Source organism: Amycolatopsis sp. NPDC004747 (genome assembly GCF_053601335.1).
Window position 1 is genome coordinate 62996 of the sequence record NZ_JBSGBQ010000011.1, and the last position, 12140, is coordinate 75135.

The 12140-nt window shown below is 72.3% G+C and carries 11 protein-coding genes; 5 read left to right on the forward strand and 6 right to left on the reverse strand.

Annotated features, from left to right (window positions below):
• Nucleotides 1–54 precede the first annotated feature (54 nt).
• Nucleotides 55–1035 carry a UDP-glucose 4-epimerase GalE gene (gene galE, locus ACWEGE_RS19330; protein ID WP_449661817.1) on the forward strand — a complete coding sequence of 327 codons (981 nt, stop codon included), beginning with the start codon at nt 55–57 and terminating at the stop codon, nt 1033–1035.
• Between the two features lie 613 nt (nt 1036–1648).
• Here the strand turns inward: galE and ACWEGE_RS19335 are convergent.
• Nucleotides 1649–2701, reverse strand: coding sequence for a DUF4192 domain-containing protein (locus ACWEGE_RS19335; RefSeq protein WP_449661818.1), 1053 nt, complete (start codon nt 2699–2701; stop codon nt 1649–1651).
• Nucleotides 2702–2888: 187 nt separating this feature from the next.
• A complete protein-coding gene (locus ACWEGE_RS19340) occupies nt 2889–3743 on the reverse strand; it encodes a M23 family metallopeptidase (RefSeq protein ID WP_449661819.1) in 855 nt (284 codons plus the stop codon).
• Between the two features lie 96 nt (nt 3744–3839).
• Here ACWEGE_RS19340 and ACWEGE_RS19345 point away from each other — a divergent pair, with 96 nt between their 5' ends.
• Entirely contained in the window at nt 3840–4952 is a 1113-nt protein-coding gene (locus ACWEGE_RS19345; RefSeq protein ID WP_449661820.1) for a sensor histidine kinase, read from the forward strand.
• Nucleotides 4949–5590 (forward strand): response regulator, encoded by a 642-nt coding sequence (locus ACWEGE_RS19350; protein ID WP_449661821.1) that lies wholly within the window; start codon nt 4949–4951, stop codon nt 5588–5590. The genes ACWEGE_RS19345 and ACWEGE_RS19350 overlap by 4 nt, the downstream gene beginning before the upstream one ends.
• Before the next feature lie 4 nt (nt 5591–5594).
• On the opposite strand, the gene ACWEGE_RS19355 is transcribed toward ACWEGE_RS19350, so the two are convergent.
• Genes ACWEGE_RS19355 through ACWEGE_RS19365 form a run of 3 tightly spaced genes read right to left on the reverse strand, consistent with a single transcriptional unit; the run spans nt 5595 to nt 9514 of the window.
• Nucleotides 5595–6989, reverse strand: coding sequence for an FAD-binding oxidoreductase (locus ACWEGE_RS19355; RefSeq protein ID WP_449661822.1), 1395 nt, complete (start codon nt 6987–6989; stop codon nt 5595–5597).
• Nucleotides 6990–7046: 57 nt separating this feature from the next.
• Nucleotides 7047–7718 carry a YdcF family protein gene (locus ACWEGE_RS19360; RefSeq protein WP_449661823.1) on the reverse strand — a complete coding sequence of 224 codons (672 nt, stop codon included), beginning with the start codon at nt 7716–7718 and terminating at the stop codon, nt 7047–7049.
• A complete protein-coding gene (locus ACWEGE_RS19365) occupies nt 7718–9514 on the reverse strand; it encodes a Xaa-Pro dipeptidyl-peptidase (protein ID WP_449661824.1) in 1797 nt (598 codons plus the stop codon). Before ACWEGE_RS19365 ends, ACWEGE_RS19360 begins: the two co-directional genes overlap by 1 nt.
• Before the next feature lie 84 nt (nt 9515–9598).
• On the opposite strand from ACWEGE_RS19365, the gene ACWEGE_RS19370 reads away from it, so the two are divergent.
• A complete protein-coding gene (locus ACWEGE_RS19370) occupies nt 9599–11143 on the forward strand; it encodes a mucoidy inhibitor MuiA family protein (RefSeq protein WP_449661825.1) in 1545 nt (514 codons plus the stop codon).
• 7 nt (nt 11144–11150) lie between these two features.
• Entirely contained in the window at nt 11151–11708 is a 558-nt protein-coding gene (locus ACWEGE_RS19375; protein ID WP_449661826.1) for a hypothetical protein, read from the forward strand.
• Here ACWEGE_RS19375 and ACWEGE_RS19380 read toward each other — a convergent pair.
• Nucleotides 11705–12136 carry a CBS domain-containing protein gene (locus tag ACWEGE_RS19380; protein WP_449661827.1) on the reverse strand — a complete coding sequence of 144 codons (432 nt, stop codon included), beginning with the start codon at nt 12134–12136 and terminating at the stop codon, nt 11705–11707. The genes ACWEGE_RS19375 and ACWEGE_RS19380 overlap by 4 nt on opposite strands.
• Nucleotides 12137–12140: the final 4 nt, after the last annotated feature.

Consider the following 12140-nt stretch of genomic DNA (forward strand, 5'->3'; position numbering starts at 1 on the left):
TCGGCTAGGGGGAAGACTGTGGCCCACAGTCACCCTCGGCAGGAAGGCCTGGATGTGTCGGAGCAGAGCAACGCCCTGAAGCTGGTCGTGACGGGCGGAGCCGGGTACGTCGGAAGTGTGTGCGCCGCGCGGCTGGTCGAAGCCGGGCATCAGGTCACCGTCGTCGACGACCTGTCCACCGGGCACGCCGACGCCGTCCACCCGGACGCGCGGTTCATCGAAGGCGACGCCGCCGAAGTGGCGGGCAGCCTGCTGCGCGAGGGCTTCGACGGCGTGCTGCACTTCGCGGCGAAGTCGCTGGTGGGCGAGTCGATGACGGAGCCGGCGAAGTACTGGGAAGGCAACGTCGTCACCTCGCTGCGGCTGCTCGAGGCCATGCAGGAGCACGGCACGCCCCGGCTGGTGTTCTCCTCGACGGCGGCGACCTACGGCGAGCCGGAGCAGTCGCCGATCCCGGAGACGGCGCCGACGCGCCCGACCAACACCTACGGCGCCACGAAGCTCGCCATCGACGCGGCGATCACCAGCTTCGCCGGCGCGCACGGCCTGGCGGCGGTGAGCCTGCGCTACTTCAACGTCGCGGGCGCGTACGGCGCCTTCGGCGAGCGCCACACCACGGAAACCCATTTGATTCCTCTCGTTCTGCAGGTCGCTTCGGGCGACCGCGACCGCATCCAGATCTACGGCGACGACTACCCGACGCCGGACCACACGGCGGTGCGCGACTACATCCACGTCGTGGACCTCGCGGACGCGCACCTGCTGGCGCTGAAGCACGCCACCGCGGGCGAGCACCGGATCTACAACCTGGGCAATGGCACGGGGTTCTCCGTTCTCGAGGTGATCGAGGCCTGTCGCGAGGTGACCGGCCACCCGGTGCCGGCGGCGGTCGCGCCGCGGCGGGCGGGTGACCCTTCGGTGCTCGTGGCCGCCAGTGACCGGGCTCGTGAGGAGCTCGGGTGGAAGCCGGAGCGGACCGAGCTGGCCGGGATTGTTCGGGACGCTTGGGAGTTCACGCAGTCGCGGCGGGGCTGATTGACGGGGTGGGCCGGCGGCGGTTGGGCTCTTGAGGGCCCGGGCCGCCGGTCCGCCTGTTGTTCGGTGCCGGCCGCGGTGGGTGGGGCCTGACGGCAGGTAGTGGCTCTGCGCGGTGCGGCCGCTTCTTCGGCACTCGTGGCCGCGGGCGACTGGGGGGGTGAAGAGCCAGTCGCCCCGGCGCCCAGCTCGCACACGCAGCCAACCCTCGACACTCCCGGCCACCGACAGCGGCCCCACGAGGGGCGGACGAGCAACCGGTACTCGCAGCCGACGGCGATCGGGCGCGTGAAGAGTTCGCTGCCGCCGCGCTCAGGCTCACGCCCGCCGCTACCCGGCCAGGCGTGTGAGCTAGCAGCCTCGACGCCCCGGCCCGTGTGCACCGCGAGCTCGCGGCACTCCCAACCGCCGACGGTAGCCGCGGCGCGTCGGCGGATCCGCCGGAACTCGCAGCAGCCGGAACCGGGCACGCGAACAGCCAACCGCCTCCGCGCCTCTGCCGCCGGCGGCAAGGGCGCCGGGGTTTCCCGCACCGGCCCCGGATGAGCCGAGCACCCGCTGTCCTTAGTGGACACTGGCGCGGAAAGCCGGCGGGTGCGGGCGGCAGGGCTCGTCAGGCCACCTTGCCTACGTCGAAATCCGCGGGCTCCAGGCCGAAGCCCGCCAACGGGCCCGCTGCCGCCGCGGCCAGGCCGTGGATTACCTCTGGGGGTGTTCCGGTGTTCAGGACCCTTCTCAACAGCGATGCCAGCACGTGGCCCGGTGCCGCCTCCAAAGCGTTGTCCAGTGCCATTCCCGCGAATGCTCCGTCTCCGCGGAGGTAGGCCGTGAAGCCCAGGAGGGCCGCCGGTTCCGCTCTGTGCGGGGGTGGGATTTCGCGGACCAATGTCAGCCAGAGGTGCTCCGCCTCCCGGGCCTGGGCCGTCGCCGGGGGGACGGCCATTGCCAAGCACAGGTCGCGGATTTCGGGCAGCTTCAACGCGCTTGCCAGCAGGACCGCTTCCTCGTCCGTCAATGGCCCTTCGCCTCGGCGATGGCGCTCGAACGCCGCGCGGACCGCCGAGGCCGCGTCGTTGACGCGCGTTGCCTCCGGCCATGGGGAGGATCTCAAGCCGGACAAGCGATCCGCGCGGCGGGCCAGTGCTTCCGGCGACCTCGGGGCCAGCAGTGCTTCCAGCTCCTCGCGGCTTTCGAACGCCACCGTTCCGCACTCCGTCGCGGCCGCCGCCGCGACCGTTGCGCGCAGGTCCGGCAGCTCGCCCGCACATTCTTCGCTGCGGTAGCACGCCCACGGGGCGCCCGTCTTGATGGCGGGCGTCCACAGCGCGTGCAGGACCGGGAGGCCGGACTCCCCCAGCTCCCGCACCAGGTCTTCGATGAAACTCGCGTGGGGCGGCGGCTTTCCCGGTCTTCGCCGCCCGCCGACGATCACCAGGGTGACGCCGACGTGGCCGCGCGCGGCGAACTTGCCTGCCATGGCCCGGGCTTGGCGGGCCCGGTGTTCGCGGTGGGGCAGGTTTCCGCGCAGGACCAGGCCCGGGCAGTCGCCTGGGTACCGGTGGCCGAGCAGGACTACGGACTTCGCGGGCCGGAAGCCGATCAGGTACGGGAGCGCCGCCAGCAGCTGCGCCGGGTTCCGGAGGTCGGCCGGGGTGGTTGTGGTCATGCCTCCACTGTGGGGCAGAACGGGGCCGGATGGGCCGGTGGCCCGAAATCTGTGGATGGCGGGGGCCGATGTGGACGGAATCCGCCCGGCGGCGGCCGGGCGGGTGGTTCCTGTCGGTGGGGCGGGCTATGCTGCCCGGCCCCCACCGGCCGGCTCCCGATCACCTTCGGGGACAGCGGAACCCGGCTCAGCCGCAGTGCTCGAACCCGCTCTCGTAGCTGTTGGCGCCCACCGAGCCGCCCCACTTCACGCAGGTCGAATCCGCGGTCTTCTTGACCGGTCCGGCGTAGTAGGTGAAGCTGCCGGAATCGGTCACCCGGGCCGAACCCTGGACTTCGAGGAACGCCGAGACGTCGCTGGCCGTGCCGAGCGAGATGGCCTTCAGCGTGGTCACGCAGTTCGCCTTGGTGGACGCGTTGTACAGCAGGTAGGCCGTGCCCGAGGAGTTGGCCAGCGCCTGCTGGTCCACGACGTCGAAGCCGTCGCCGCACACCTCGTCGGCCGAGTACGGGTTGCCGCCGCAGCCGTTCTTGCTCGTGAAGCCCGTCTTGCCGTAGTACGGCACGGCGACGCCGTTCAGCTTCGCCTTCTGCACGATGCCGTTGAGGCTCTCCTCGAAGTGCAGGTGCGGCCCGGTGACGCCGCCGGTCGCGCCGGCCTTGCCGATTTCCTTGCCACCGGCCACGGAAGCGCCGACGGAGACTTCCTGCAGCGACAGGTGCGCGTACCGGGTCCTCCAGCCGCCGCCGTGGTCGACCTCGATCCACTTGCCGTAGCTGGTGGAGCCCTTGTCCTCCACGCGGGTGACGGTGCCGGACGCCGCCGCGAGCACCGGCATGCCGGTGATGCCGTCCTTCTGGAAGTCCACGGAGTACTGCGGGTTGTGATCGTCGTACGTCGCGGCGGTCACGGTGACCCCGCACTTGAAGGGCACCTGGAAGTTGGGCGCGGCCGAGGCGGTCGCCTGGCCGGCGAGGGTGAGGCCGAGCGCGGGCAGCGCCGCGGCGGCGGCGAGCAGGGCGAGCCGTCGCAACCTGGACATGGGGGAACCTCCTGTACAAACGGGACAACTTGACTCCACGAAGGGAAGTCCCCGTCGGTACATTTTCCGTACAAGCACCCGCGGAGGACTGCCGAAATGACGACCCGACCGGCCGCGTTGCCCCGCGCCCAGGGCTGGTTGCGCTGGGCGCTCGTCGCGGTGCCGATGGTTTCCGCCATGCCCCGCGCGGACCTGCGCGCCTGGATCCTGATCGGGCTCACCCTGGCGCTGTCGATCCCGCTGCTGTGGATCCACGAGGCCCGCGTCCGGCCGCTGACGACCGCGCTGCCCCTCGGCGTGATTGCCACCACCGGCGCGCTCTGGGTGCTCCTGCCGAGCAGCTGGGTGTCGGTGGCGATGTTCAGCACCACGTTCTTCGTCGTGCTGCGGCAGTCCAGGGCGCCGATCGTGCTGGCGGTCGGGCTCGACGTCGTGGCGGTCACCCTCGGGGCCGTCCGCTACCACGTGTGGCAAGGCGCCCTGTCGACGTACGCCGTCCTCGCGGTGGTGGTGCTGATGGGCCTGAACCGGCGGGCCCGCCTCGCCCGCCTCGAGCAGACCGAACTGGCGCTGGCCCGCGCGCAGACCGCCAACGAGGAGCACGCCCGCGCGGCCGCACTCGCCGAACGCGCCCGCATCGCCCGCGAGCTGCACGACGTCCTGGCGCATTCGCTCGCCGGGCTGGCGCTGAACCTGCAGGGCGCGCGGCTGATGCTGGTGCGCGACGGGGCGAGCCCGGACGCCGTCGCCCAGATCGAACGGGCGCAGACGCTGGCCGCGGAAGGCCTCGCCGAAGCCCGGAAGGCCGTCGCCGCGCTGCGCGAGGACGCCGTCGGTGTCGAACGCGCGATCGCGGACCTCCTCGCCGCCTACCGGCTCGACAGCGGCGCCCGCGCGGACCTCGCGGTCGAAGGCGAGCCGCGTGCGCTGGCCCCGGCGGTCGGCACCGCGCTGGTCCGCGCGGTGCAGGAGGCGCTGGCCAACACCCGCAAGCACGCCGCGCACGCCGCGGTGGACGTCACGCTCGGCTACACCGACGGATCGGTGGAGCTGACCGTCACCGACCGGCAGGGCAGGCGCCCGCCGGACGCGCCGGCCGCAGGCTACGGTTTGCGCGGGATGGGCGAACGGGTCGCGCTGCTCGACGGTCGCCTGGAGAGCGGCCCGGGGGAGGACGGATGGCGGATTCACCTGACGGTGCCGGCGTGACGCTGCGTGTCGTGCTGGCCGACGACCAGGCGGTGGTCCGGGAAGGCCTGGTCACGCTGCTCGGGCTGCTGCCCGGCGTCGAGGTGGTCGGCGCCGCCGCCGACGGCCTGGCCGCGCTCGACCTCGTCGCCGCGCACCACCCCGACGTCGTGCTGGTGGACCTGCGGATGCCGCGCTGCGACGGGGTGGCGACCACCGAGCGGATCCGCGCCGAGCACCCGGGCACCGAGGTCGTCGTGCTCACCACCTACGCCGACGACGAGTCGCTGCTGGCCGCGCTGCGGGCCGGCGCCCGCGGGTTCCTGACCAAGGACGCCGACGCCGAGTCCATCGCGCGGGCGCTGCGCTCGGCCGCCGCCGGTCAGTCCACAGTGGACGGGGAGCTGCAGCGGCGGCTCGTCGAAGCCGCCGCCCGCAGCACCCCGCCACGGGTCGCGGAGGTCGAAGGGCTGACCGCCCGCGAAGTCGAGGTGCTCCGGCTGATCGCGGCGGGCCTGTCGAACACCGAGATCGCCCGCACCCTGGTGGTCAGCGAGGCGACCGTGAAGACCCACGTGAACCACCTGTTCGCCAAGGCCGGGCTGCGCGACCGCGCGCAGGCGGTCGCGTTCGCCTACCGGGCGGGCATCGCCGGCTGACCGGTCAGGTCGCGGGCGGGATGTTCGCGTTGTGGTGGAAGACGTTCCGCGGGTCGTACACCGCCTTGATCCGGGCCAGCCGCTCGTACTTTTCGGGGCCGTACGACGTCCGGACGCGGTCGGCCTCGTACTCGGCCATGAAGTTGACGTAGCCGCCCGCGTTGTCCGACAGCGGCGCCAGCGCCGCCCAGAACTCCCGCACCCAGGCCCGGTCGGCCGCGAACGGCTCCGGCTCGGGGGCGATCGCGGCGATGTTCACGGCCAGGCAGGTCCGCCGGGTCCCGCCGAACGCCGTACCGTCGTCGGCGGCCGCGAACGCCCCGCGCAGCGCGAAGACCGGCATGATCGACATCGGCGAGCTCTTGCGCGGCAGGAAGTCCGCGATCACGTCGATGACCTCGTCGGTGAACCCGTCGGCGAAGGCCGCCTTTTCGTAGCCGAGGATGCCCCACGGCGCGGCGCCGTCGATCATCTTCTGCAGTTCGACGTACGGCATCGGCGAGACGAACTCGAACAGCGGTGCCGGCCCCGACCGCGCCGGCCGGATCGCCTCGGCGTGCTGCTCCTCCCCCGCGAATCCGGCGATCACCAGTGCGTAGCCGGGCCGGAAGTGGTGGGCTTCGGGCACGAACGGCGCGGGCGGCGCGTTGAGCCCGGCGACGAGCACGCCCATGTCGTCGGGCAGCGTCTCGAGCACTTCGCGAGCCTGGCGCAGCGCGGCCACGCCGTCCTCGAGCCCCCAGAAGAACAGTCCCACGTGGACGATCGGGCCGACCGGGTGCAGCCGGAACTCGAACTCGGTGACGACGCCGAAGTTGCCACCGCCGCCGCGCAGCGCCCAGAACAGGTCGGCGTGCTCCTCGGCCGACGCGCGCAGGATCTCGCCGTCGGCGGTGACGACCTCGGCCGAGAGCAGGTTGTCGCAGGACAGGCCGTGCTTGGCGGTGAGCCAGCCGAACCCGCCACCGAGGGTGAGGCCACCGACACCGGTGTGGCTGACCGTGCCGCCCGGCACCGCGAGCGCGTGCGCCTGCGTGGCGGCGTCGAGTTCCGCCCAGGTCGTCCCGCCGCCGCAGCGCGCGGTCCGGTGCTCCGGGTCGACCGTGATCGCATTCAGGGAGCTCAGGTCGAGGCAGAGGCCACCGTCGACGACCGCGGCGCCGCCGAAGTTGTGCCCGCCGCCGCGCACCGAGACGTCGAGGCCGGCTTCGCGGGCGTACGCGAGCGCCTTCGCCACGTCCTCGGGCCCGGCGGGCCGCACCACCACCGCGGGGCGCCGGTCGATCTCCCCGTTCCAGACCGACCGTGCGGTGTCGTAGCCGGGGTCGCCGTCGGTCAGCACGGCTCCGGACAGCTGGGTGCGCAGGCTCTCCAAGGTGGGCTCGGCGGTCGAGGTCATGGCGGGTCCTCTCGCAGCGGATAGAACGCCGGTTAGTCGCCTGACCTGCGAAAATCGTTACACCGGGTCACCCTCACCGCGGAAAGCGACGAGCCGCTGCGTGAACCCGGCTTCGACCAGCCTGCCGAACGCCCGCTCGACACCGGGCGGGACGCGCTGCGGGATCGCGAAGCCCCGCTCGGCGTACTCGGTGATCCGCTGCGTCTCGCCGACGAGCATGCCGATGACGCGCTCAGCCTCCTCACAGCTGTCGACGTAGTCCTCCAGCGAGACGCCCTTCGCCGCGCAGACGACGTCGGCTTCGGGCCACAGCCGCTTGGCCGTCGCGTACGCCCGGCGCTGCTGGTAGGGCCGCGAAACGAGCGTCACGGTCCGGACCGCGATCCCCCGCTCGGCGAGCAGCCGGCGGGTGAACACGATGTTCTCCCCGGTGTTGCGGGCCTCGGGTTCGACCAGGATCGCCTCGTCCGGCACCCCCAGCTCGAGGGCGATCTCGCGGTAGTGGACCGCTTCGCCGCGCGGGAAGCGCTCGACCGTCGTCGGGGCGTTGGCGCCGGTGAAGACGAGCAGCGGGAAGCAGCCGGCGTGGAACAGCTCCGCCGCGTGCGCCGCCACGCCGGGATCGCGGCTGCCGAGCCCGATCCCGACGTCCGACCGCCGCGGTTCGTGCCGCAGGCGGTGGTAGTCCCACAGCGTGCGGACGTCGGCCCGGAGGTGCTCCGGCAGCATCAGCCGAACGCGGCCCGCAGCGCCGGCTTGCCGCCCGTGACCGGGAGCGTGACCGACGACTTCGTGAGGTCGAGCGCGAGCCCCGCGCCCGGCTTCGGCCGCAGCGTGTAGTCGTGGTCGCTCGAGGCGAGCAGGAACTCCAGCCGGTGGCCGGCCGCGAGGACGTAGTCCTTCGGCATCAGGCCGACGCCGATCCGGTAGGTCTGCCCCGGCGTGATCGGCTCGGTGCGGGCCGGCGACGTGCGGTTCTGCGGGTCGGTCCAGCCGCGGCTGATCACGTGGGACGTGCCGTCGGGAGCGCGGTCGAGCAGGATCGCCGAGACGTTCGCCGCGGGCCGGTCGAACGCCAGCGCCAAGTCGGCGTGCGCGGTGCCGGAGAGGCGTACGGACTGCTTCGCCGCCGGAGTCGCGTACAGCAGCCGGTTGCCGGAGGAGGCGAGGCCGGCCAGCTGCTCGATCGTCTTCGACGAGTCGTCCGCGAGGGTTTCGGTGGCCGCGGTGCCCGGGACCGGGTTGCGGGTATCGATCGTGCCCTTCGACCGGCCGCCCGGCCACGGGTACACGCGGACGTCGGCGGTGCCCGGCGCCGGCCAGTCGGCCTCGTCGGCCCACGACTTGTCCTCGCGCTGGATCGTCGCCTTCGGCTCGTTCTGGATGCCGTTGTCGATGCCGTAGAGGTAGTGCGACATCCACTTGTTCAACGTCGCGAGCCAGACGTCGCGGCGCAGCGAGTACGGGTCCGCGTGCCCGGACTGGTGCAGCCAGATCTTGTGCTCGACGCCGCGGGCCTTGAGCGCCTCGTACCAGGTGGCGACCTGATCGGTCTTGACGTTCCAGTCGTTGAGGCCGTGCACCGCGAGCACCGACGCGTGCACCTTGCCGACGTCGTTGCGGTAGTTGCGGACGTCCCAGAACGGCGTGTAGTCGCCGGTGACCCGGTCCTGGTCGCGGGTCAGCCCGTCGATCACCGGGCGGCAGACCTGCCGGTCAGCGCGGGTGTAGACGTATTCGGCGAGCACGTCGGCGTCTTCGCCCTGGTACCCGCCGGCCGCGACGACGGCGCCGTCGTTGCGGTAGTACTCGTACCAGCTGGAGATGGCCGCGATGGGCACGATCGTCTCGAGGCCTTCGACGCCGGTGCTCGCGACGGCGTTGGGGAGCGTCCCGTTGTAGGAGACGCCCATCATGCCGGTCTTGCCCGTCGTCCAGTCCGCCTTCGCCGCGACGCCGTTCGCGTCGCGGGCGGAGGTCCGGCCGTTGAGCCAGTCGACGACCGAGCGGGCGCCGATCGTCTCGTTGACGTCCCCGGTGGTCGGGCAGCCGGTCGAGAGGCCGGAGCCGAGCGACTCGCCGTAGACGACGGCGAACCCGCGCGCGGTGAAGTAGTCCTGGTAGCGCCAGGTGATCGGGGCGGCCGGGCCGACGCCCTGCGCGGCGACGCGCGGGCCTTCCGGGCCGCGGGCGTACCCCGGCGCGGACAGCTCGACGTCGACGTCGTGGTTCGCGACGTCGTTGCCCCCGGCGTAGTACGGGCTGGCCTGGTAGACGACGGGCACCTTCAGGCCCTGCTGGGTCGCGCGCGGGCGCACGACCTGGGCGTGCACGAGGTCGTCCTGGCCGTCGTGGTCGCTGTCGACGGGCGCGGTGACCCAGACGTCTTCGCGGACGACGTCGGCGGGGTCGAACACCGGTTGCGCCTGGCCGCCGGTGAACACCGGCGCCGGTGGCGCGGCTTCGGCGATGCCCCCGGTCAGCGGCAGTGCGAGGACAGCGGCGAGCAGGACTGCGGCTTTCACTCAAACCCCCAAGCCGGGCGAAGCGGACGACTGAAGACACTTCCGCTCCGCCCGCGGGGGTGTCAAGAGACTAACGTCGGAGGCATGCCGACCGTGGAAGCGCCGATCGCCGCCGTGACCGTCTACCCGCAGCAGGCGCGGATCACCCGCCGGGGCAAGGCTCCGCTCGACGGCGGGCCGCGCCTGACCTTCGCCGGCCTGCCCCCGGCGCTCGACCCGGCTTCGGTGCGCGTCACCGGCAGCGGGCCTGCGCTGATCACCGGCGTCGACGTCCGCACCGAGTGGCACGCCGAGCCGGCCGACCCGGCGTTGCAGGCGCTCGTCGAACAGCGGCGGGCCGATCAGGCCACGCTCGACGGCGTCTTGGACGACGAAGCCGCCGAAGCGATGAAGGTCGATCTGCTGACTTCGCTGGCAAAGCGCAGCGGGGGCAGCTTCGCGAAGGCCCTCGCGGCCGGCACCGCCGAACCGTCCCGCGTCGCCGAAGTCACCGACGCGCTGAGTTCGCGGCTGGCTTCGGCGTTGAAGGCGCGGCGGGTGCTGAGCGAGCAGATCGCGCGGCTGCGCGAAGACCTCGCCGCGCTCGACCGGCGGATCGAAGCGCAGGGGACGCGGGCCGGGCGGGACAGCACGGCGGTGACCGTGGAGCTGGAGATCTCCGACACCACCGCGGAAGCCGAGCTGGAACTGTCCTATGTGGTCCCCGGGGCGAGCTGGGAACCGGGCTACGACATCCGGGTGCGCGGCACCGACGTCACCGTGGTGTCGTACGGGCTGGTCAACCAGCACACGGGCGAGGACTGGCCGGAGTGCGAGCTGGCGCTGTCGACGGCCCGGCCGGCGGTTTCGGTGGTGGTGCCGGAACTCCAGCCGTGGTACCTGGACCGCGTCCTCCCGGAGCCGGGCGGCCCGTACCGGCCCATGGCCGCGAGCGGGGGCGCCCCCGAGCAAATGGCGCGGTTCGCGGCGGCGGCACCCATGGCACCGAAGCTCGCTGCGGTCGAGCAGGGCACGACGGCGGTCACCTACCGGACTTCGCGGCCGGTCGCGGTGCCGTCGGGGGCTTCCGGCCACCGGACCACATTGGCGCAGCTGGCTCTCACCGCCTCGCTGGGGTACGTCACGGCGCCGGTGCTGGCCGAGGAGGCGTACTTGCGGGCCACGGTGGAGAACACCTCGGAGCACGCGTTGCGACCCGGCCGGGCTTCGGTGTTCCACGACGCCGAATTCGTCGGGACGACGGTGCTCGAACCCTGGGCGCCCGGGGAGGAGCTGGAGCTGGCCCTGGGGGTCGACGACCGGATCCGGATCGAGCGGGAACTGGTCAACCGCACGGCTTCGAAGGCGATGCTGTCCGGCCAGAAGCGGCGCGAGGCCGAGTACCGGATCTCGGTCGGCAACCACAGCCCGCGGCCCGCGGTGGTGACCGTGCTGGACCAGGCACCGGTGTCGCGGGACGACACGATCACGGTGCGGGACGTGAAGACGTCGCCGGAGCCGGTGGAGACCTCGGCGCTCGGCGAGTTCACGTGGAAGCTGACGCTGGCGCCCGGGGAGACAAAGGACGTGACGTTGTCCTACCGGGTCGATGTCGCGAAGGGCGTGGAGCTGTCGGGCTGGCGGGAGTAGGAAATCCTTGACGACTCAAGAATCCGACGAGGTCCGCTTCGGCGGAAGGCGGTTCGCGATCACCGCGGTGGACGGGGCCGGCCTGTTCGACCCCGCCGCCCACGGTCTCGAAGTGCAGGCGATCCACACCGGCTGCTGGCGCGGCCACATCGCCCGGTACGCGGTGGTCGCGGAACGACTGGTCCTGCGGGAACTCGTGGCCGGCCTCCCGGATGTCCCGCCCCCGCTCGACGGGGTCCGGCCGCGGTGGAGCGACTCCGACCACGCCTGGCGCTACGGGAAGCTGAACGTCGCCACCGAGTTCACCGGGCGCCTGCTGCTCGGGCGGGGCCGGTTCGCCGATCGCCCGCACCCGGGCATGGGTTTCCCGCCCGCGTGGGTGTGCACCGACGTGCGAGAACTGACCTTTCGCGACGGCGAACTGCGCTCCGCCGAGGACCTTTCTTCGGAACTGGACGCCGTGCGCGCGGTCGCACCGGCTCGCCCGGAGGCGGGCGAGCCGGCCGGCGACTGGGTCGACCGCACTTTCTCCCTCAGCTACGCCTACAGCTGGCCCGGCCACTAACCCTGCGAGATGTAGGCCTGCAGCTGTTCCTGGCTCTGCTCCAGCTGTTCCATCCGGTTCTTCACGACGTCCCCGATGGACACGATCCCGGCCAGCCGTCCGTTCGCGAGCACCGGGACGTGGCGGATGCGCCTCTCCGTCATCAGCACCGACAGCTGGTCCACCGAATCGTCCGGGGTGCAGCTCGCCACCAGTTTCGTCATGATCTCCGACACCGGGCCGTCCAGGAGGCCGGGGCCGTGTTCGTTCAGGCGGCGGACGACGTCGCGCTCCGACACGATTCCCGCTATCGATCCGTCCGGGGCGACGACCACCATCGCGCCGACGTTGTGTTCGGCCAGTCCGGCCAGCAGTGTGGTCACCGTGGTCTCCGGGGTGACCGTCGCGACCGCCGACCCCTTCGTGCGCAGCAGATCCGCAATCCGCATGGCG

Bases quoted from the DNA above. Each gene is read 5' to 3' on its own strand.
- ACWEGE_RS19335 (WP_449661818.1), bottom strand. From the start codon at position 2,701: ATGACCACAACCACCCCGGCCGACCTCCGGAACCCGGCGCAGCTGCTG.
- ACWEGE_RS19340 (WP_449661819.1), bottom strand. From the start codon at position 3,743: ATGTCCAGGTTGCGACGGCTCGCCCTGCTCGCCGCCGCCGCGGCGCTG.
- ACWEGE_RS19345 (WP_449661820.1), top strand. From the start codon at position 3,840: ATGACGACCCGACCGGCCGCGTTGCCCCGCGCCCAGGGCTGGTTGCGC.
- ACWEGE_RS19355 (WP_449661822.1), bottom strand. From the start codon at position 6,989: ATGACCTCGACCGCCGAGCCCACCTTGGAGAGCCTGCGCACCCAGCTG.
- ACWEGE_RS19360 (WP_449661823.1), bottom strand. From the start codon at position 7,718: ATGCTGCCGGAGCACCTCCGGGCCGACGTCCGCACGCTGTGGGACTAC.
- ACWEGE_RS19370 (WP_449661825.1), top strand. From the start codon at position 9,599: ATGCCGACCGTGGAAGCGCCGATCGCCGCCGTGACCGTCTACCCGCAG.
- ACWEGE_RS19380 (WP_449661827.1), bottom strand. From the start codon at position 12,136: ATGCGGATTGCGGATCTGCTGCGCACGAAGGGGTCGGCGGTCGCGACG.